Source organism: Robertmurraya kyonggiensis (genome assembly GCF_005116465.1).
Lineage (GTDB): Bacteria > Bacillota > Bacilli > Bacillales > Cytobacillaceae > Robertmurraya > Robertmurraya kyonggiensis.
In genome coordinates, this window is sequence record NZ_SWBM01000001.1 from 1,527,873 (window position 1) to 1,547,734 (window position 19,862).

Below are 19,862 nucleotides of genomic sequence, written 5' to 3' on the forward strand. Positions count from 1 at the left end.
TTACATCATTCCTTTCAAGTAGATGAAGCTGAAAATAAAGATCCAAACTACATCTAAGAAATGCCAATAAAGTGAGAAAATAAATGATTTATTTGCTGTTTCAGGTGTTAAACCACGTTTTTTCACTTGAAGGATAATGGCCGTTCCCCAGAACAACCCGAATGTCACGTGAGCTCCGTGAGTCCCTAATGTTGTTAAAAGACTTGCGGTGAATGCACTTGTTTGAATTCCTGCCCCAACATGTACATAATGAACAAATTCAAAGATCTCAAAACTTAAAAAGCCTAAACCAAGTAATAACGTAATCGCGAAAAATGAAATCATTGCTTTTGTTTTACCTAGACGCATAGCGTGGATACCTAAACCGATCACAAAGCTACTTGTCAAAAGCAATAGAGTTTCAATTAAGACAGGTGTTATTTCAAAGATCTCTGAGCCAGCTGGTCCGCTTCCAGTTCTGTTTTCTAATACAAAATAAGAAGTAAATAGCGTTGCAAAAAGCATGATCTCTGCACCAAGGAAAATCCAGAAACCGAAAATATTTAAATCGTTTTGTTTCGTACTATATTCAAGAGGTTGAGAGTGTTCTAGATTCATTTTTTTGCACCCCCTAATTTTTCTTCCGTTTCCTCTATTTCTTCTAATGAAATGTAATGCCCGTGGTCGTTTTCAAAAGAACGACAAGCTAAACAAGCAAAAATACCTAAAGTTGAAATAATAAGCAGCGGCCAAATCGCAAATACGAACGAAAAGCCCCAAACAAAGAATATTGCAGACAAGATAAATGGCATTCCACTATTATTCGGCATATGAATCTTCTTAAGTGGCTCTGGGAATAAAACATGTTTCTTCTTCTTTGCATCCCAGAACGGCTCAATTGAATTCACCGCAGGTGTAATAGCGAAGTTATACTCAGGAACTGGTGTATGCGTAGCCCATTCCAAAGTACGAGCATCCCAAGGGTCACTTCCAATATTTCTTGGAGCATAACGAATGCTGTAGTAAATGTTATAGACAATCAATACAAAGCCAATAGCCATAATACCTGCACCAATGAATGACAGCATATTTAATGGTCCGAATCCTGTTGATTCAGAATATGTGTACATACGGCGAGCCTGACCGTCTAATCCTGTGATATACATTGGGAAGAACGCTAAAACAAATCCAATTGATAGTGCCCAGAACGTCCATTTTCCAATTCTTTCATTTAACATAAATCCAAACATTTTTGGCCAATAATACGTAAGTCCAGCAAGCATCGCAAACACAACACCAGGAATAATTGTATTATGGAAGTGAGCCACTAAGAACATCGTATTATGATATTGGTAATCAGCTGCTGACATAGCAAGCATAACCCCTGTTACTCCACCAATTGTGAAAAGTGGGATAAAGCCTATTGAATACAGCATCGGAACTGTAAAACGAATTTTCCCCTTCCACATTGTAAATAACCAGTTGAAAATCTTTACCCCAGTTGGGACCGCAATAGCCATCGTCGTAATCGAGAAGAAACTATTTGATGCAGCACCCTGACCCATCGTAAAGAAATGGTGAGCCCAAACGAGACAAGATAAAACTGAGATAATTACCATTGAAGCGACCATTGATGTATAGCCATACAAATTTTTACTTGAGAATGTTGAAATAATTTCACTGTAAATACCGAAGGCAGGTAAAATTAAGATATATACTTCAGGATGTCCCCAAACCCAGAAAAGGTTTGCCCAAAGCATATCCATACCGCCATTGGAACTTGTGAAAAAGTTTGTTGCAAAAAGTCGGTCCATTGTTCCCATCGCTAAAGCAACTGTCAATACTGGGAACACTGTGACAATAATCAAGTTTGCCACAAGAGTCGACCATGTGAACATTGGCATTTTCATCAATGTCATGCCAGGAGCTCTCATTTTTAAAATCGTTGTAATCATATTAATACCTGTCATCAATGAACCTAATCCAGATATTTGCAAAGCGATCATGTAATAGTTCGTACCCACTGATTCACTGAAATCAGTTCCTGCAAGCGGGAAGTAAGAAGTCCATCCTGCGTCAGGTGAGCCACCAATTACGAATGAAATATTAAATAACATAGCACCCATAAAGAATAACCAGAAGCTGATCGCATTTAAACGAGGAAATGCGACATCACGAGCTCCAATTTGTAATGGGACGATGTAATTCATAAATCCAAAAATAAACGGCATTGCCATAAACATAATCATTACGACCCCGTGTGTCGTAAAAATTTCGTTGTAATGCTGGGCATCCAGCAACTTACTATCAGGTGTCGCAAGCTGAGCACGCATCATAATGGCATCGACACCACCGCGGAACAGCATAAGAATAGCAGAGATTATATACATTAAACCAAGTCTTTTATGGTCTACAGTTGTTAACCATTCGCGCCATAAGTAGCCCCACTTTTTAAAATAGGTTAAACCAGCGATAATGGCTACCACTGTAAGTGCAATAACAACCATTGATGCATATATCGCTGGACTTGGATGTGGTATTGCAAAACGTTCAAAAAATTCCATCCGTTTGTTTCTCCTTTCGGGAAAAATTACTTTTCAAATTACAATCGATTTAGTGACCCTCATGTTCAGAATGATTTTCTTCTGAATGAGAGTGTTCTTCATGTGATTCACCATTTTCCTCAGCATCTGTTGTACCATGAGCATGTTCAGGTGGTGGTGAAAATTCTAAATGAGTTCCGGTAAAGGTCATTTGACCAAGGTGACCCGGTTCAAGCATTTCGTCAAACTTTTTCTCTGTTAGAGGAGAAGCCGTATCCTTTACTTCCTCCACCCAATCTTCAAAATCATCTGAAGACATAGCTGTCACGTTGAAAGAGTTTTCAGCGAATCCCTTCCCACTGAAGTTCGCATTACGTCCCATATATTCACCGATCTCGTCAGCTGCTAAATGTAACGTCGTGACCATATCTGCCATGGCATATTTCTGACCACCAAGCTGTGGAATCCAAAAGCTTGTAATTGGTCCATAAGAATAGAGTTTAAATTCGATTGCTCTGTCTGTTGGAATATATAAGTAATTAACTGTTTCAATATCCTGTTCTGGATAACTAAAATGCCACTTCCAGTTAGATGATGAAGCATAAACAACTAAAGGTTCTTGTTCTTCATAACCTACTGGAGCTGATTCAACAATATAGTTACTTTTAACAGAAACAAATGAGAAGAAAGCCACAATGATAATTGGAACTCCGACACAAATTAATTCAACCCAGAAGTTCCCTTCCATATGCGGAGGCTCATAATCTTCCGGTAAGTTTGAAGCACGGTATTTAATCAAAACATAGATTAATATCGCAAACACTATGATAACGATAACGGACATAATCCCTATTGATAATAGGATGTCTGATGCTTGTCTTTCTGCTTGAGGACCTTTTGGGTCTAAGACCATTAAAGGTTCACACCCTGTTAACACAGTGACAATAGTGAAAATTATCATTAATAAAGTAAATTTGATTTTCATAAAAGCTTGCTCCTTTCTTGTTCAGTTAATCACAATCTCATTTATGTAATAGCAATTTGAAATTGGATTATAGAATATTTGTTTTTAAGTGCCTAAATGCAATTACTATAGTAACACGAGATTGCCGGTTATAAATGTGACGAAATTTCGAAGGATTTATTTTACATTATTTAACGCTTTCATATACCTTAATTTTCACTAAGTTCTGATTAGCACGATTTTCATAACTTATTAGGGAATAATAATTTGTGGAATAAACGAAGAATATTCTCGGACACTAATAGCGACAAAATAATTGAAAACGACCATGTAGAGAGTGAACTAACTTTTGGAGGTACATCATGAATTTTTCGTGGATTTTTGGTGTGTTCTTATTCATCAATCCAGCTAATACTCTTACCATTGCAGATAATGATGAGACAATCGCAGAAATCAATCGTGAAGATATAGCCTTACAACTACCAGGATTAGAGCTTTTGGATCCTTTTAAATCCAAAACATTGTCCCAACAAATTAATGAACAAATTAAGAAACCACCAGAGAATGCTTCAATAAGTGATGCAGGTAGCATTATTCCTGAAAAAATCGGTTATCGCCTTAATGAGCATGCATTTATGGAGAAGTTGTATGACTTCTATTATAAAAATGGACCCGGTACCTTCGAAGTACCAAAAATATATCAATACCCAAAGGTAGACAGCGAACTATTGTCAAATATCCGTACAAAACGAATTGGACAATATATTACATACTATAATTCATATAATAAATCTCGCTCTCATAATATCGCTTTGGCGGTCCAGGCGATTAATAATTACGTCGTCTTTCCTGGAGAAATTTTTTCTTTTAATAAAGTGGTTGGAAAACGTACAGTAGCAAAAGGTTATCAAAAAGCACCGGAAATCGTTAGAGGTGAAACAATCGAAGGAATAGGCGGAGGAATTTGCCAAGTCTCCTCCACCCTGTTTAATGCAGTAGATCGTTCTGGTGTTACAATTACCGAGCGCTACTCTCATAGCAAACGTGTACCATATGTGCCGCCTGGCCGAGATGCAACTGTGAGCTGGTACGGTCCAGATTTCGCATTCAAAAATGAGTATAACCTTCCTATACTTATACGTGCTCGGGCATTCGGTGGACAAGTGGTTGTGTTCATCTATTCTTCTGAGGATATTAATTATCATCCTCGTAACGTACAAGGGATACTTCAATTTCCTACTCGTTTTGCTGAGTAATCCTGTTTAGTTCATTTTCTAAGTCTTGAAGTGAAAGCTCGAACAATTGTTGGTCTTTTATTTTAAAGACACCATACTGGAGCAATCTGTCTATAATTTCATCTCTTCTAATTGCGTCATTCATTCTTTTATACCTCCTTAACTAAACAAAAAACCTCTTCTTATCATTTATCCAAATAATAAGAAGAGGTTTATAATTTAGTCGCTCGTCTTATCTTTCAAGCAATATGCTTGTTGGAATTAGCACAGTTCTCATAGAATGAGTCTGTTGCCGAGGTTTCTTAGGGCCAAATCCCTCCACCTCTCTGGATAAGAAAATAATTCATATTAAATTTATAGGAATAATATAAATCAGATTAATTTTAAAGTCAATTGATTAGGCTTTTTTTCCTAAAATTGCCCCAATTCCTTTACGCTGAACCAATCTCGGCGCGTTTGATAACAAGAGAAGAATGACTACTGAGCATAAAATTGTAGCTCCAAGCATTGTCCCTCCATTAACAATTAATGAATAAATAACTGGTGACATGCCCTCTGGTGCATATTCACCCCAGAAAATAACGCCCGCAAGAAAATGCCAAAAATAACGAGCTACACTTCCAACAAAGATTGCTAAAATAACCCATTGTAATACTTTTCTCTTTTCTCCATTTTGTAGAAGATATTGAATTGGCTTATAGAAAAGTCCCGCAAATCCAATAAAAGCAAAAGCAATGAAATACTCAATAGCAAATTGAATAGGTGTTAAAAAATAAACATCCCCTACTGCAACCTGAAGCAATCCCCAAATGAAGCCAGACAAGATACTAACCTTAAATCCCCAACGAAAAGCCAAAATAAAAATGGGCACCATGGCGAATGAAATGGAAATCCATGGACCTAATTGAATGGCAGGTAAAAGGTCTAAAATCAAAGCAAATGCTGCAAAAAAGGCAGCCTCAATCATTGCAAGTAAACCTAATTTTTTCATAAAAAGATCTCCCCTTTTTCTAGATACGAAAAACCTCAAGGGAGAACATGGTCACAGACGATTACGATTTAACCGTCCTTCCACATCCCTGCGCTAGCATTAACTAACAGGTTCAAAGGGTCTGAACAAAACGTTCACTCTCAGCCATAAGCTCCCCTTGTGGTTTCCGCTATGTATATGTTTCATACAGTATATCCCATAAGATAGTTTTTTTGAAGTAATAGTACCGAGAAAAAAGCAAATTATGATTAGAGAAATGGATTGGGCATTTTAGTATATTGAAGGTGTTCTAGCTAAATGAGATTGCTTTTAGGTGGATAGAAAAAGGGCAAAAGCTTCAAATAGCGGTGCCCCTTTAGGTGTTCAAAAATGCTTGTTATACCATACTTTAGCTGCTTCTACCTCTGACATCGTTAACTGATGGCCAAATCGTTCCCAATGAATAACTGTATCTGCTCCGGCATTTGCCAAAAGAGTTTCCAATTCAATTGATTCCTGAGGAGGACAAATCGGGTCATTCTCTCCGGCACCAATAAATATCGGTGTACGTTGAAGGTTTGGCAATTCTACTCCTCTTCTTGGCACCATCGGATGATGAAGAATAGCTCCACGCAATACATTTTCATAGTGGAACAAAAGACTTCCTGCGATATTCGCTCCGTTCGAATAACCAATTGCAATCACATTATTTCGATCAAATCCATGCTCTTTAGCTGCTGCATCCAAGAAATCATATAATTCTTTTGTACGGAAAATCAGATCCTCTTCATCAAACACACCTTCTGCTAAGCGACGGAAGAAACGAGGCATCCCATTTTCTAATACATTCCCTCTTACACTTAAGATCGAGCTTTCCGAATCGATCATATTTCCTAGGCTTAATAAGTCTTGCTCATTCCCACCAGTACCATGTAACAAAAGCAATGTGGGTTTTTCTTTTGAACCTTGTTTAAATATATATTTCAACAAGAGAACCCCCTCTATTTTATCTTGAAATCAAGATAATTTTATTAAAAGTAATTTAGATTGTCAAATTTCCTATTTCCTTTCTATTTTTCATCAAAGCCCCCTACTCTATTATTACTCTATTGACCGTAAAAAAGCCTGAGTATAAACTCAAGCCCTAAACAGCCAATTCCCCAACAATATTCTTAATTTGGTTTAAGAGTTCTTCGCCTGTTATTACCGCTTTTCCTCCGCCTTGAGCTGCCGTTTCATTGCCTCCACCTTTTCCTTCGATGAGAGGTAAAATTTGTTGAACAACTATTTTCATATTAACGCTAGCTTCTTTATCGCGAAGGCAGACAAATTGCAACTGCTCACCATTATCTGTTACAAAGAACACATTTATTTTCTCAACTTGATTAGTCAATAATCTAGCAAGCTTTTGTAGTTCTTGAATGGTACGATTTTGAAATAATTGAACGACCATTTTTTCTCCATTTAAAGCAACCTTAGAAGCGATTAATTCATTAGCCTCATACTGTAGTAGTTCCTCACGGAGCTCGTCTATTGTTTTCCCTAAAACTTTGTTTGTTTCTAGTAACTTATTTGTAGCCATCGGTAATTCCCCTTCAGGAACACTTAACATCCTGCTTAATTCAGTAGTCGTCGTATGTTTAAAATGAAGATGCTTTAAGACTCTGTTCCCACAAATAAATTGAACGCGAGCTTTATCCTTTTGTTTTTCCCAATCTAATATTTTCAAGGAGCTCACCTGTCCAGTTGAAGTAGGATGTGTACCCCCACAGCCGTTATAGTCATAGTCAGGAATAATAACCAACCGAATATTCTCTGTTACAGAAAGTTTCTTTCTTAATTTATATTGTAGTGCTTCTTCTCTGGTAACCCATTTCGTTTCAATCGGATGATTTTCATGAATAATTTCGTTTGCTCTTTGCTCTACCTTCTGCAAAATGTCTTCTGTTAAAGCATTCGTTGTAATATCAATCGTAGCTGTCTCTTGTCCGAGGTGAAAACTAACGGTTTCAAAGCCAAAAAGTTCAACAAAAGCTGCAGTCAAAATATGCTGTCCAGAATGTTGTTGCATATGGTCGAACCTTCTATTCCAATCAATGATTCCTTTAATTTCTTCTATTTGATCAAGCTTTTCTTCAACATAATGGCGGATCTCTCCGTCAATTTCCTCAACATTTGTAACTGCTACACCATTTAAAGTACCAGTATCATGAGGCTGTCCACCTCCAGTTGGATAAAAGTACGTCTCTGACAAAACCACAAAACAATTTCCATCTTCATCTTGCTTTTGATAGATGCCATGTGTGGCAAATTCTTTTTGGTCAACATCTTGATAATATAATTTTTCCGTCAATTGTCTTGGTCCCTTCCACTATTTAATTAAAATACGAACAATCATATACCTATCTATTTCAATTATAAGCAGATTTCGTATATATAACAGCAATATTCGCGAAAAATGTGCCATTTTATTCAAAAATATATAACTAAAAATACAGAAATGTGTATAAATAATATCCTAAAGGTGACTCTATAGATAATTTAATAGGAAGGGGGGCATGGAATAATGGATGTTACAATGAGTTCGGCTGAGGTACTTAACGAAATCAAACGCTTAAATTCTAGTGGGGCAAACTTGAGTAAGAAGCATATCAAAAAATTGAACCCGCACCTTATGAGAAGCGCACTTCACTATTTTCCAGATTGGGACAGCGCAATTGAAAGAAGTATTTCTAGCTAGATTGTTGTAACGTTACATAGTCTATGGCCGTTTTTCACTTATAGCTTGGCACAACTGACGTGCACTAAAAACGAAAAGACAACACGAATTTACTAACGTGTTGTCTTTCTTCTCCCTCTCCTAAACTGGCACCACTGCAAAAAACTCATCGTAAATCGCTTTAACAGCTATTCTTTCGTTTTCTTCCTTGACTCCGAACATCATACTTACCTCAGAAGAACCTTGATTGATCATTTCAATATTGACACCTGCATTTGCTAATGCTTTAGCAGCGCGTGCAGCTGTACCAACATTCTGTTTCATTTCCTCACCAACAAGCATAATTAGAGCGAGATTATGTTCAATTTTAACTTCATCTGCTGATAGTTCATTTTTGATTCTTGTCAAAATATCTTGTTCTGTGTATCTATCCATTTGACTTTGTCTTAGGATGATACTAATATCATCTATTCCTGAAGGTGTATGTTCATAGGACATGCCATAGTCCTCTAATATCGATAATAGCTTTCGACCAAATCCCACTTCTCTATTCATCAAGTACTTACTTACATAAATACTACAAAAGCCTTTGTCACTAGCAATTCCCACAACTGGTCCATTTGTGTTATCTCTCATATGGACAATTTTTGTACCTGGCGCAGTTGGATTGTTGGTATTTTTTACATTAACTGAAATCCCCGCACGAAACGCTGGAATAAGCGCCTCATCATGAAAGACAGAAAAACCAGCATAACTCAACTCCCGCATTTCTCGATAGGTAAGTTCTCGAATTGCAGCAGGATTATGAACAATATTTGGATTAGCAGAATAAACCGCATCAACATCAGTAAAGTTTTCATATAACTCCGCTTTGACTCCATTTGCTAAAATCGCCCCGGTGATGTCCGAACCGCTTCTTGAGAAGGTTGCCACTTCTCCATTTTTCGTATAGCCAAAAAAACCTGGAAAAATAATGATACCAGGTAACTTCCTTAAAGCGTACAAACGCTCATAGGATTCAGGCAGTACTTGTGCATTTCCTGTCTCTTCACTGACAAGAAGCCCCGCATCTTTTGGACTTACATATGCTGCGTCAATTCCTCTGCTTTGAAAGAATTCTGCTACAAGCTTCGCGTTCATATCTTCTCCACTTGCTTTTACTGCGTCTAAAAAACGGTTTTTATTAGTTGTGTCTCTATTTAAAAGCTCCGATAGATTACTGTGTAATTCCTGAATGAATTCGAGGGAAAGCTTAAGTTCATCGGCAATCTTCTGGTATCTTTCGATCACAGTTTCAACTAGTTCACGATTGTCTTCACCGTTTAATGTTTTTTCTGCACATTCGATTAATAGATCCGTTACCTTAATATCTTGCGCAAATCGTTTCCCCGGAGCAGAAACAACAACAAATTTACGTTTTGGATCAGAAATAACAATATTTAATACCTTTTCGAATTGCGCCCCAGTGGCTAATGAAGAGCCCCCAAACTTGACTACCTTCATGACAGACATCCCTCGTTTATTATTTAATCAAGATCCTAAAATTTAGTATTTATTATCACTCTAAATAGTAAAACAATCAAGAGTTTTTTCTCTCTAGTGTGAACATTTGTACATTCAAAGAGGACACGTTTTTCAAAAGTACAAATAGATGGATTTTTTAATAATTCAAGGTAATATAATACTTAGGATTACTAAATAATTTATTGGGTACGTTTTGAAAGGAGTCATCATGAGTCAATCTATGGCAAAGGATTCGCCACAAGGTCAAGGTCAATTTCAATCTGATAAGATTTGGACAAAAGATTTTACTTTAATTGTTCTATCTAACTTTTTTATTTTTCTCGGATTCCAAATGACTTTGCCGACGATTCCTTTATTCGTTGAAGAATTAGGTGGAAACGATCAATTAATTGGAATTGTCGTTGGAATTTTCACTTTTTCTGCTCTACTTGTTAGACCATTCGCAGGAAAAGCACTTGAAACAAAAGGAAGACGGTTTGTGTATGCTATCGGTCTAAGCATATTTGTTCTCTCCGTTGGTTCCTACGGACTCATTCATAGCTTAGTTTTTCTTTTTATTATGAGAATGGTTCAAGGAATTGGTTGGGGCTATTCAACAACGGCTTCCGGTACCATTGCTACTGATTTAATTCCCGTACATAAACGAGGAGAAGGAATGGGCTATTATGGTCTATCTGGTAATATTGCACTTGCTATTGGACCAACACTAGGACTTGCCTTAGCAGGAAAAATATCCTCCACACAGATCTTTTTGATTTGTGCGGTTCTAGGATTAGTTGCACTTATTTTTTCATCACTGATTCGTTATAAGAAGGTTGAACCGGTAAATATCCCGCAAAAAAAATGGGATCTATTTGAAAAATCAGCGATTCCTCCATCTCTTTTACTCTTTTTTATCACGGTAACTTTTGGAGGAATTGCTTCATTCTTACCTATTTATGCCGCTCAGAAAGATGTAGCCGGGATTGAATGGTATTTCCTTTTTTACGCCTTAGCGTTACTATTATCGCGGACATTTGCTGGAAAGCTCTATGATAAAAAAGGGCACAGGGCCGTATTTATTCCAGGAACGGCAATGATTGTAATTGCAATGCTCCTTTTGTGGTGGCTGCCAAATAGTCCTATCCTTTATTTAGCTGGAATTATGTATGGTTTAGGCTTTGGTACAGTTCAACCAGCCTTACAGGCATGGTCAGTGAAAGATGCTCCAATACATAGAAGAGGTATGGCAAATGCCACTTTCTTCTCATTCTTTGATTTAGGAGTGGGAATTGGCGCCATCTGTTTTGGTCAAATCGCATTCTTCTTTGGATACAGCAGCATCTACCTTATCTCTGCTGTATCAGTATTCGTCTCCATCCTTCTGTATTTACTTATCATAAGAAAAAGTCGAGCATAGGATAAAAGGCTATCTTTATTGGATAGCCTTTTCCTTTTTGCTCAACAACGGCCTCTCATTTCTCCAAATCACCTCAACCTCTATTCCAAGGAACTCCGATAAAACCTTTTCTGATAGGATTTTCCGGGTTTCACCTTGAGAAAACACTTCCCCTTTTTTTAATAATAGAGTCTTCGTAAAGGCGGGTAAAATCTCTTCGACATGATGGGTAACATAGATAAGAGTAGGACTGTTAGGCTGCAAGGTAATTTTTTCAATAACCTCTAATAAATGTTCTCTGGCAATAAAATCAAGCCCATTCGTAGGTTCGTCAAGAATGAGAATTTCAGGATCATTCATTAACGCTCGAGCAATTAGAATGCGTTGTCTCTCTCCTTGAGACAATGTTTCATATGCTCGATCTGCATATTCTATACTCCCTAGATCCTCTAATAAGGAAATTGCTTTTTTCCGCATTTCATTATTTGGTGTTTCATAAAGCCCAATCGATGTAAAGGCACCACTTAAGACAATTCCATAAGCACTATCTTCTTTGTAAAATCGTTCCTGTAGAGAGGAAGAAACGAGACCTATTTTTCTACGAATATATTCTCGAATGTCGACTTTCCCAAACTGTTTACCTAGAACGTACACCTCTCCACTTGTTGGATAATGATAGCCATTCAAAAGATTTAACAAAGCCGTTTTCCCTGCCCCATTTAAACCAAATAGAACCCAATGTTCCCCTCGTTCTACTTCCCAATTTATATTTTTTAATATGGTGGAGCTATTTCGCTTTAATGATATATTGCTTAAAGAGATGACCATGTTCATAAAATCCTTTCATGTGCAGTTTTAACTGAATTTTCTATTAATATTAGAAAAAAAAACAAGAGGAAGTAACTCCTCTTATTTTATTCTATCGTAAATCCTATTTTTCCAAGTTGCTCTGCTTTTTCCATTCTTTCAAAGGCTTCTTTAAATTCGCCTAGGTGATAAGTTCTATCAATAACAGGCTTGATCTCATGTTTCTCAATAAAATGAAGCATTTCAAGATATTCTTCGCCACTTCCCATGGTGGAACCAAGCATATTAAATTGCCCATAGAAGAATCTACGTAAATCAAACTCTACTACATCGCCAGCTGAAGCACCGAATGTAACGATCGTTCCCCCTGGTCGAAGTTGGTCTAGAGATTTATTGAAGGTTGCTGCACCTACAGATTCAATAATTAGGTCCATCTTTTCTCCATCAAGCGCAGCTGTCCAATCGTCATTGCTATCAAAAGCTTTATCTGCTCCTAGTTCAAGGGCTTTTGAGCATTTTTCCTTGGAACGAGAAGTAACATAAACGGTGGCTCCTGCCGCTTTTGCAAATTGCAAAAGAAAAGTTGCAACACCACTTCCGATTCCTGGAATCAATACTTTCATTCCAGCTTGTAGTTTTCCTCTCGTAAAGAGCGCACGGTATCCAGTTAGAGCAGCTAGTGATAGGACACTTGCTTCCTCCCAAGATAAAAATTTTGGTTTATGTACAGCATTTTCAGCTGGAATTACAATTTTTTCAGCGAAAGTACCGTGGAAAGGAAGACCTACAATCTCAAATCCTGCTGGAGGTGCATCACTATTTTCCTTCCAACCAAGACCTGGATTGATGATGACCTCATCTCCTATTTGCACATTTGTAACACCTTCTCCAACCGTCTCGACAATTCCTGCTCCATCTGAACCAATTATAAGTGGAGGGTCTGTATCTTTATGGCGAGTCAATGTAAATAAGTCACGGTGATTAAGACCCGCTCCTTTTAAAGCTACTCTGACTTCACCAGCCTTCGGTTGTTCCTCTTCAATTTCTCGATAAGTAAGTCCTTCAAAACCATTCATTTCTGCATGAACTAAAGCCTTCATAACAACACTCCATTTTGTGACATATTATCCTATATCTATATGATACTTTTTCTTTTGTCAGAAAAAAAACAAAATGCATTCAAATCCCGAAAAATGCAGATAATATATCCGTTATTTATAAAAAAATTGGTACGTAATTCACCTTCCTTTATCAGATTTCCTGGAGTAGTGATTCGATGATCCTTAATATTATAGAAGATTTAATTCCTAATCTGGCCATTTTTGTTTCCTCTAGTTTTCTTATCTATTTCTTTATGAGAAATCGGATAAGATATAAAAATTTTTACGATATAAAACCTACAGCTCCGTTATCAGAACGAATGATATTTGGTACCATCGATGGCATAATTGGTTCAATTATCATGCACTATGGAATAACCGTAGATTATGTACTCATTGATCTTAGACATTTTCCGATTATGGTAAGTGCTTTATTTGGTGGAATTCCATCCGCATTAATAACAGGTGCTATTATTGCTTGTAGTCGCTACTTTCTATTTGATGAGCCATCCTTTTCGACACTGTTAGGAGTGATAAATGCTTTTAACATGTCACTTGTTTGTGGAATGATCTCTACATATCTTAAAACACGTCATAGATGGGTCTATATGAACATCTACTGTTTTTCCTCGATAACTATAGTGGGAATTATCCTACTGGACGGAGAAACCTCTCGATTGATATTTTCATTCCTACTCATTTCATGTATTAGCGCTTTTTGCATTTTCTATTTGCATGATTACCTAAGCAAAACTCTTTATTTACTAAGAAAAATCAAAGAAAACGATGATAAATTCCGTGCCATCACGGATAATATTTCAGACGTTGTCTCAATTCTTGATAAGGAAGGAAATACTACCTATGTTTCCCCTTCAATTCGGAACTATGGAATTGAGCCGAAAAAATATAATGCAGAGTTTTATGGAAATCTTATTCATCCAGAGGATAGAGCTAGTATAATGTCTTTGTTTAGAAATAGTGTAGATGAGAAAAAAACTTTCAGAATAGAAATTCGTTGGCGTACATCAAATGGTTCGTGGGGCGATGTGGATATTAGTGGAACCCCAATTATTGAAAATAATATGGTTAATAGTGTGGTACTAGTTTGTCGAGATATTACTGAACGAAAAAAATTAGAACAATCCCTTCTCTATTTATCAAATAATGACGGTCTTACAGGTGTAGCGAATCGTCGCTATTTCGATGAAAGACTAAATATTGAATGGGATCTTTCAATACACAATAAGTCCTTTCTATCACTTATTCTATTTGATATAGATGATTTCAAGCTATACAACGATACATATGGTCATCAAGCTGGTGATATTTGTCTCAAAACGATTGCTTCGTATGTCAAAGAAATTGTAAGGTCCCCTCATCTTCTTGCTAGATATGGAGGGGAAGAATTTGCTGCCATTCTTATCGGTAAGAACAACGAAGAGTCATATAAAATAGCTGAAAAGATTCGCACCGTGGTGGAATCTTTAAGGATTTCTAATACTAGTTCAGATAATAAGATAATAACGATAAGCATTGGATTAGCTACCCAGGGAAATATATCTTTTCGTTCTAAAGAAGAACTGATAGAGAAAGCAGATCTTGCGTTATACGAAGCAAAAAAAGGAGGACGAAATCGTGTCGTAAGTTTTAATCCAAAACTATGATTCCACCTCTTAACACGCGTCGTCACAATATGACAATTAACTCTTGTCTCTACCAATAAAAATTCAAAAAATGACATCCGAAACGCAGGAATTGTCTAGTCTTGCGCTTTCCCAAGAAATATTTTCTAAAAAGTTCGCCTAACCATTACGAATTTCATTTAATGAGTGAATAATTTGCTGATTCTTTTCTTCTTTTGATAGGTTTTGTCAGATAGCAGGAAAACACACCCCCTTTCAAAGAATATAGATTTCAAAACCTTTGAAGGGATTGAGAACATGCAAAATAACAAAGTAATGAAGGCCTATTCAATTAAGGAAGTTTCAAAAAAAGTAAATATCCCGACTGGGACCATCCGACAATGGGAAAAAGATCTGAACGGATTACTCATCATACCAAGAACAAAGCAGGGAGCAAGATTTTTTACAGAACACGAAATCAAGCTATTATTGAAAATTAAAGAAATGCGGGAACAGAATGTTAGCAAAGAAATGATTCGAACCTTACTACAAAAACATTTTTCCGAAGTTTCGGAACCCCCTTCCGAATCGTTCGAAACTTTACTTCCTGCAACACAAATTGAAACAACGTCACCTACACCAGCGCCTGTAGAAGATTTTCAACTGTTAATCCACGAGTATAAAAAAGAACTCGTCAATGAAATTAAACAAGAAATTATCTTTAGTCAGCAGCAAATTGTTGAGGATTTGAAGAATGAGTTATCTTCCAGTTCCCTACATTCAATCAAAGAAATATCCAAGTCCATTCAAAGGGCAAATGATAAGCGTAAGGCCGATCTTCAGGATATCTCAGGTGCTATTCTGAATGTTTCGGAACAGACTTCCGAATCGTTCGATATTCTAGCTGATCAGGTTGCAGACAGCTACGATAAAATTTCGAAAAAAGTGACCGAAGCAACAAAATCATCTAATAGAGAGAGTCATTCTAGCTTAAAGAGACTTACAAGAAACCTAACTGAATCGAAGAAGGACATTGAACGATTAGTATCTGCGCTTGAAGATAATCAAAATAGTTTATTGGACACAATGCATGAATTGAAACTATCTACGGAAGAAATCCAACATCGTGAAGAAGTATTTCAAGGGATGCTTGCTAGTTATCGTGAAGCCGCTTCAGCAAAAGCGAAAAAGAAGAGCTGGTGGAAGATTTGGAAATAGGTTAGCGTATTCTCAGAATTGTAGTTAACGACAGGTCCTTCTGAACCACTAGTCCGACATTTTCGTTTTAAAGAAGGACGACTTTCTGTAAACCGATCCCCGCTTTACGATAGTACAACACAACTAAAGGGTTATCCCAAAGGGACATATTCAATGGCCTATGGGATAGCCTTTTACTTTTCTTGATCTAACACCTTAAATCTCTTATTAAAAAACATCACCTGTTTTCTGAAAAATACTTTGACAATTTTGTTAAATCGATGTAGATTCATATAATAGTATATTCAAAGATTCAGATATACTAATATAACAAATGAAGAAGGGTTGTTCATGCAACAGAAATGGTTATTCACTGGAAGGTTCAAGGGTTATAATGTTCAAAGCTTTCAAAAGGATGTATTTTCGGGATTAGTTGTTGGGGTCATAGCAATTCCTTTGGGAATGGCCTTTGCCATTGCTTCGGGAGTTAAACCTGAATACGGAATTTATACGACAATTATTGCTGGAATCCTCATTTCCTTATTAGGTGGCTCTAAATTCCAAATTGGTGGACCTACTGGAGCATTCATCCCTATTTTATTTGGTGTAGTCATCACCTATGGCTATGAAAATCTATTAATTGCAGGATTTTTGGCAGGAATCATGCTGTTATTAATGGGTATCTTCAAACTAGGTTCTTTAATCAAATTTATTCCTAGACCCGTTACCATTGGCTTTACGACTGGTATCGCAGTCATTATTTTTGTCGGACAAATCGCCAATCTACTTGGACTTCGTAATGTTGAAAACCATGAATTATTTATTGATAATTTACAAGAAATCGTGAAGCATATTCATACGGTTAACGGATTTAGCATCTTAACTGCAATCATCTGTTTTATCGTGATAATCTTTTCACCAAGGATTGTACCTAAGATTCCAGCTGCCCTTTTGGGTTTGGTCCTATCAACCATAATCGCCACTCTCTCTTATCCTAGTGAGGTAGCGACAATAGGCTCTACCTATGGCAAAATCCCCAATACGCTACCAACCTTTCATTTACCTGAGTTAACCTATGAGAAAATTGTTCAGCTGATTAGACCAGCTTTTGTTATCGCGATTTTGGGAGGTATAGAATCTTTACTATCAGCAGTCGTTGCCGATAGAATGACAAATAGCAAGCATCATAGTAATCGTGAACTCATTGGTCAAGGGATTGCCAATATGATCACTCCTTTATTCGGAGGAATCCCTGCAACAGGAGCAATTGCTCGTACGGCTACCAATATTAAAAATGGTGCCGTTTCTCCAATTTCTGGAGTCATCCATGGCGTTGTGGTACTATTAATTTTAGTACTATTTGCACCGTTTGCATCTAAAATACCTCTAGCAAGTATGGCACCGATTTTAATGGTTGTTGCATGGAATATGAGTGAACGGAAGGTTTTTTATCAAGTACTGAAGACAAAAACGGAAGACTCTCTTGTTCTAGTCGTAACCTTCTTACTCACTGTCTTCATGAATTTAACTACCGCTGTCGAAATAGGACTTATACTCGCTATTATTCTATTTACTAAACGCATGAGTGATCATATGGTAACTGCAAAGGCATTACCAAACCATAATTCAAAACAATCAAAAATTGAAACTCAAATGCTCACTGACACAAGAGACTGTCCTCAAATCACTATTTACAATGTTGAAGGGCCCTTATTCTTTGGGGCAGCTCAAACCTTTGCACAAACGATCATGAATACAATAAATGATCAACCTAGAGTGCTCCTCTTAAGAATGGGGAGGGTCCCTTTTATGGATACAACTGGAGATATGCACTTAACAAATATCGTACAGCATTTTTCACAACCTGGTGTTGTCTTAATTTCAGGACTGAGACATCAACCAAAAAGAGTATTGAAAAAGACAGGATTGTATGATGTAGTTGGCGAAGAGCATTTCTTTGAACATACGGGAGAAGCCATTGAATATGCACTAACACAGCTAAATCGGAATAAATGTCTTGGTTGCAAACACTTTATTTTTAGGGAGTGTACGAAGTTTTCAAATGCAGCCACGATGTCAGAAGAAAGTAGACCGGAATTGTCTACACAGGAAGTGAGGTAACAACTATTGAACCAAGATTTACAACAATTTAAGGCGGATTTTTTCAAGGCATTAGCCCATCCATTACGTATTCGCATTTTAGAGGTTTTGGCTGAGGGAGAAAAAAGTGTGAATGAAATCCAGAGCATACTTGGAAGTGAAGGGTCCGCTGTTTCACAGCAATTAACGGTGTTAAGATCGAAGAATATTGTTTCGGGGACGAAAGACGGGAATCGTGTGATTTATACATTACGTGATCCAATGATAATAGAATTACTACAGGTTGCCCGTCAAATTTTTAACAATCACCTTGTCGATGCGATTTCAATGCTTGATAAATTTAATGATGAAGAATGAAAAAGAGTGCCTATTCCATTTGGTCTAGGCACTTTATCTATATTATTTCAGGTCTCTTATAATCCCCAGTTCCTCCAGAACCTCTTCATTATGTTCCCCAAGATCGGGAGGATTACGAAAGTCTATCGCGGGAGTTCTTGATAGCTTAATAGGATTAGCAATGTGTCGAATCGGCAGTGAGTTTAAATCTTGTACTTCCTCTATCATCTGTCGCTGTAAAATTTGAGGATGCTCTACCATTTCTGCAATCGTAAGTACAGGCGACACACACGCATCTACATCTTGAAATAGTACTACCCATTCCTGTAGAGTTTTCTTTTCAATAGCAGATTGAATTTCCATTTTCATTCGTTTCTGTTCCTCGAATGAAGCATTTAGCTGAGAGATTAGTTCAGCTTTCCCTATGACTTTACAGAAATTTATCCAAAACTTAGGTTCAATAGCCCCCACAGATAGAAAACGTTTATCTCTCGTTTCATAGATTTCATAACATGCCATTCCACCACTTAAAAGGAGCTCTCCATTTACCGGACGTTCATTGGTTGCCAAATAATTGGGCAAGGTTGTTTGCATCCATGATATCGTTCCATCAAGCATGGAAATGTCGACGAATTGGCCCTCTCCTGATTTACCGGCTTCAATAATAGCTGTTAAAATCCCAACTGTAGCCATTAAAGCACCTCCACCGATATCGCCAATTTGGACCGGAGAAGTTACAGGGTGTCCATCTGAACCTTTTTGCAGATCAAGAACACCAGAATAGCTCAAAAAGTTAATATCATGGCCAGGTACATCTCGTAATGGACCTGTTTGTCCATACCCAGTAATGGCGCAATAAATGAGTTTAGGATTATAACTTTTCAAGACCTCGTAACCGAGGTTGAGACGTTCCATCACTCCCGGTCGAAATGATTCAATTAAAACGTCCGCTGTCATCACCAATTCTAAAAATATGGTTTTCCCATTTTCAGACTTTAAGTCAAGCGCCATACTACGCTTATTACGATTTAAAGAGTGAAACATGGCACTGTAATTATGTATTTTGGGTTCTCCCCAACGAGCATAATCTCCTACCTTCGGATCCTCAATTTTAATTACATCTGCTCCAAAATCTGCTAACATTAAAGAAGCGTATGGTCCTGGGAGAAGCCTTGTTAAATCGAGTACACGAATTCCCTCAAGTGGCATTGACAAGTACAACATCTCCTTTTTAATAAATTTTAACAATTTTCCATTAATTATACAAACGGTTAATTTTCGAACTGTTGGTAAGTAGGTGTTTTGGAAATTTCCATAGACTTTTACTTTTGATTTTTATATGATAGTAAGCAAAATAATTTGAATTATTAATAGATTGGAGATATACG

General features: G+C 37.1%; 18 protein-coding genes and 2 riboswitches. Of the genes, 7 read left to right on the top strand and 11 right to left on the bottom strand.

Translation table 11 applies throughout. The features are described from left to right. The 3 genes from qoxC to qoxA are packed head-to-tail and all read right to left on the bottom strand — an operon-like array spanning position 1 to position 3,507. Positions 1-597 carry a cytochrome aa3 quinol oxidase subunit III gene (gene qoxC / locus FA727_RS07695; protein ID WP_136830321.1) on the bottom strand — a complete coding sequence of 199 codons (597 nt, stop codon included), beginning with the start codon at positions 595-597 and terminating at the stop codon, positions 1-3. Further along, the gene (gene qoxB / locus FA727_RS07700; RefSeq protein WP_136830322.1) at positions 594-2,543 is read right to left on the bottom strand and encodes a cytochrome aa3 quinol oxidase subunit I; all 1,950 of its coding nucleotides are present in this window, start codon (positions 2,541-2,543) and stop codon (positions 594-596) included. Before qoxB ends, qoxC begins: the two co-directional genes overlap by 4 nt. 49 nt (positions 2,544-2,592) lie before the next feature. Beyond that, complete coding sequence (qoxA, locus tag FA727_RS07705; RefSeq protein WP_136830323.1) at positions 2,593-3,507, bottom strand: cytochrome aa3 quinol oxidase subunit II; 915 nt, start codon at positions 3,505-3,507, stop codon at positions 2,593-2,595. A 341-nt stretch (positions 3,508-3,848) separates the two neighbouring features. Between qoxA and FA727_RS07710 the strand changes: the two genes are divergently transcribed. Next, positions 3,849-4,742: a VanW family protein gene (locus FA727_RS07710; protein WP_136830324.1), complete on the top strand. Its 894-nt coding sequence runs from the start codon at positions 3,849-3,851 to the stop codon at positions 4,740-4,742. Here FA727_RS07710 and FA727_RS07715 read toward each other — a convergent pair. The 4 genes from FA727_RS07715 to FA727_RS07730 form a co-directional block, all read right to left on the bottom strand. Beyond that, positions 4,723-4,866, bottom strand: coding sequence for a Fur-regulated basic protein FbpA (locus tag FA727_RS07715; protein ID WP_136830325.1), 144 nt, complete (start codon positions 4,864-4,866; stop codon positions 4,723-4,725). The two genes, FA727_RS07710 and FA727_RS07715, sit on opposite strands and share 20 nt — an antisense overlap. A gap of 84 nt (positions 4,867-4,950) precedes the next feature. Next, positions 4,951-5,058, bottom strand: a riboswitch (SAM riboswitch). Between the two features lie 60 nt (positions 5,059-5,118). After that, the gene (gene thiT / locus FA727_RS07720; RefSeq protein WP_136830326.1) at positions 5,119-5,712 is read right to left on the bottom strand and encodes an energy-coupled thiamine transporter ThiT; all 594 of its coding nucleotides are present in this window, start codon (positions 5,710-5,712) and stop codon (positions 5,119-5,121) included. Between the two features lie 68 nt (positions 5,713-5,780). Then, positions 5,781-5,880: riboswitch (TPP riboswitch) on the bottom strand. Between the two features lie 195 nt (positions 5,881-6,075). Next, positions 6,076-6,678, bottom strand: coding sequence for an alpha/beta hydrolase (locus FA727_RS07725; protein WP_438646610.1), 603 nt, complete (start codon positions 6,676-6,678; stop codon positions 6,076-6,078). 157 nt (positions 6,679-6,835) lie between these two features. Beyond that, on the bottom strand, positions 6,836-8,044 hold the full coding sequence (locus FA727_RS07730; protein ID WP_136830328.1) for an alanyl-tRNA editing protein: 1,209 nt from the start codon (positions 8,042-8,044) through the stop codon (positions 6,836-6,838). A 213-nt stretch (positions 8,045-8,257) separates the two neighbouring features. On the opposite strand from FA727_RS07730, the gene FA727_RS24380 reads away from it, so the two are divergent. Continuing rightward, entirely contained in the window at positions 8,258-8,431 is a 174-nt protein-coding gene (locus FA727_RS24380) for a hypothetical protein (protein ID WP_170209247.1), read from the top strand. A 120-nt stretch (positions 8,432-8,551) separates the two neighbouring features. Here the strand turns inward: FA727_RS24380 and FA727_RS07735 are convergent, their stop codons facing one another. Next, the gene (locus tag FA727_RS07735; protein WP_136830329.1) at positions 8,552-9,913 is read right to left on the bottom strand and encodes an aspartate kinase; all 1,362 of its coding nucleotides are present in this window, start codon (positions 9,911-9,913) and stop codon (positions 8,552-8,554) included. Positions 9,914-10,142: 229 nt separating this feature from the next. Here FA727_RS07735 and FA727_RS07740 point away from each other — a divergent pair, with 229 nt between their 5' ends. Beyond that, the gene (locus FA727_RS07740; RefSeq protein ID WP_136830330.1) at positions 10,143-11,333 is read left to right on the top strand and encodes an MFS transporter; all 1,191 of its coding nucleotides are present in this window, start codon (positions 10,143-10,145) and stop codon (positions 11,331-11,333) included. Between the two features lie 15 nt (positions 11,334-11,348). Here FA727_RS07740 and FA727_RS07745 read toward each other — a convergent pair whose 3' ends face one another. Both FA727_RS07745 and FA727_RS07750 read right to left on the bottom strand, forming a co-directional pair. Further along, positions 11,349-12,140 (bottom strand): ABC transporter ATP-binding protein, encoded by a 792-nt coding sequence (locus FA727_RS07745; protein WP_136830331.1) that lies wholly within the window; start codon positions 12,138-12,140, stop codon positions 11,349-11,351. 86 nt (positions 12,141-12,226) lie between these two features. Beyond that, positions 12,227-13,219: a zinc-binding dehydrogenase gene (locus FA727_RS07750; RefSeq protein WP_136830332.1), complete on the bottom strand. Its 993-nt coding sequence runs from the start codon at positions 13,217-13,219 to the stop codon at positions 12,227-12,229. Positions 13,220-13,395: 176 nt separating this feature from the next. Between FA727_RS07750 and FA727_RS07755 the strand changes: the two genes are divergently transcribed. The 4 genes from FA727_RS07755 to FA727_RS07770 all read left to right on the top strand — a co-directional run bounded on the left by FA727_RS07755 (position 13,396) and on the right by FA727_RS07770 (position 18,495). Beyond that, positions 13,396-14,883 carry a diguanylate cyclase gene (locus tag FA727_RS07755; RefSeq protein WP_136830333.1) on the top strand — a complete coding sequence of 496 codons (1,488 nt, stop codon included), beginning with the start codon at positions 13,396-13,398 and terminating at the stop codon, positions 14,881-14,883. 276 nt (positions 14,884-15,159) lie between these two features. After that, positions 15,160-16,059 carry a MerR family transcriptional regulator gene (locus FA727_RS07760; protein ID WP_136830334.1) on the top strand — a complete coding sequence of 300 codons (900 nt, stop codon included), beginning with the start codon at positions 15,160-15,162 and terminating at the stop codon, positions 16,057-16,059. Positions 16,060-16,389: 330 nt separating this feature from the next. Next, entirely contained in the window at positions 16,390-18,159 is a 1,770-nt protein-coding gene (locus tag FA727_RS07765; RefSeq protein ID WP_136830335.1) for a SulP family inorganic anion transporter, read from the top strand. Between the two features lie 6 nt (positions 18,160-18,165). Next, the gene (locus FA727_RS07770; RefSeq protein ID WP_136830336.1) at positions 18,166-18,495 is read left to right on the top strand and encodes an ArsR/SmtB family transcription factor; all 330 of its coding nucleotides are present in this window, start codon (positions 18,166-18,168) and stop codon (positions 18,493-18,495) included. 42 nt (positions 18,496-18,537) lie between these two features. Here FA727_RS07770 and FA727_RS07775 read toward each other — a convergent pair whose 3' ends face one another. After that, positions 18,538-19,683, bottom strand: coding sequence for a CaiB/BaiF CoA transferase family protein (locus FA727_RS07775; RefSeq protein ID WP_136831041.1), 1,146 nt, complete (start codon positions 19,681-19,683; stop codon positions 18,538-18,540). Between the last annotated feature and the right edge of the window lie 179 nt (positions 19,684-19,862).

Excerpts from the sequence above, each read along its gene's own strand:
- FA727_RS07710 (WP_136830324.1), top strand. The coding sequence starts at position 3,849 with ATGAATTTTTCGTGGATTTTTGGTGTGTTCTTATTCATCAATCCAGCT.
- qoxC (WP_136830321.1), bottom strand. The coding sequence starts at position 597 with ATGAATCTAGAACACTCTCAACCTCTTGAATATAGTACGAAACAAAAC.
- FA727_RS24380 (WP_170209247.1), top strand. The coding sequence starts at position 8,258 with ATGGATGTTACAATGAGTTCGGCTGAGGTACTTAACGAAATCAAACGC.
- FA727_RS07735 (WP_136830329.1), bottom strand. The coding sequence starts at position 9,913 with ATGAAGGTAGTCAAGTTTGGGGGCTCTTCATTAGCCACTGGGGCGCAA.
- FA727_RS07750 (WP_136830332.1), bottom strand. The coding sequence starts at position 13,219 with ATGAAGGCTTTAGTTCATGCAGAAATGAATGGTTTTGAAGGACTTACT.
- FA727_RS07715 (WP_136830325.1), bottom strand. The coding sequence starts at position 4,866 with ATGAATGACGCAATTAGAAGAGATGAAATTATAGACAGATTGCTCCAG.
- FA727_RS07775 (WP_136831041.1), bottom strand. The coding sequence starts at position 19,683 with ATGCCACTTGAGGGAATTCGTGTACTCGATTTAACAAGGCTTCTCCCA.
- FA727_RS07760 (WP_136830334.1), top strand. The coding sequence starts at position 15,160 with ATGCAAAATAACAAAGTAATGAAGGCCTATTCAATTAAGGAAGTTTCA.
- qoxA (WP_136830323.1), bottom strand. The coding sequence starts at position 3,507 with ATGAAAATCAAATTTACTTTATTAATGATAATTTTCACTATTGTCACT.
- FA727_RS07740 (WP_136830330.1), top strand. The coding sequence starts at position 10,143 with ATGAGTCAATCTATGGCAAAGGATTCGCCACAAGGTCAAGGTCAATTT.
- qoxB (WP_136830322.1), bottom strand. The coding sequence starts at position 2,543 with ATGGAATTTTTTGAACGTTTTGCAATACCACATCCAAGTCCAGCGATA.
- thiT (WP_136830326.1), bottom strand. The coding sequence starts at position 5,712 with ATGAAAAAATTAGGTTTACTTGCAATGATTGAGGCTGCCTTTTTTGCA.
- FA727_RS07765 (WP_136830335.1), top strand. The coding sequence starts at position 16,390 with ATGCAACAGAAATGGTTATTCACTGGAAGGTTCAAGGGTTATAATGTT.
- FA727_RS07755 (WP_136830333.1), top strand. The coding sequence starts at position 13,396 with ATGATCCTTAATATTATAGAAGATTTAATTCCTAATCTGGCCATTTTT.
- FA727_RS07745 (WP_136830331.1), bottom strand. The coding sequence starts at position 12,140 with ATGGTCATCTCTTTAAGCAATATATCATTAAAGCGAAATAGCTCCACC.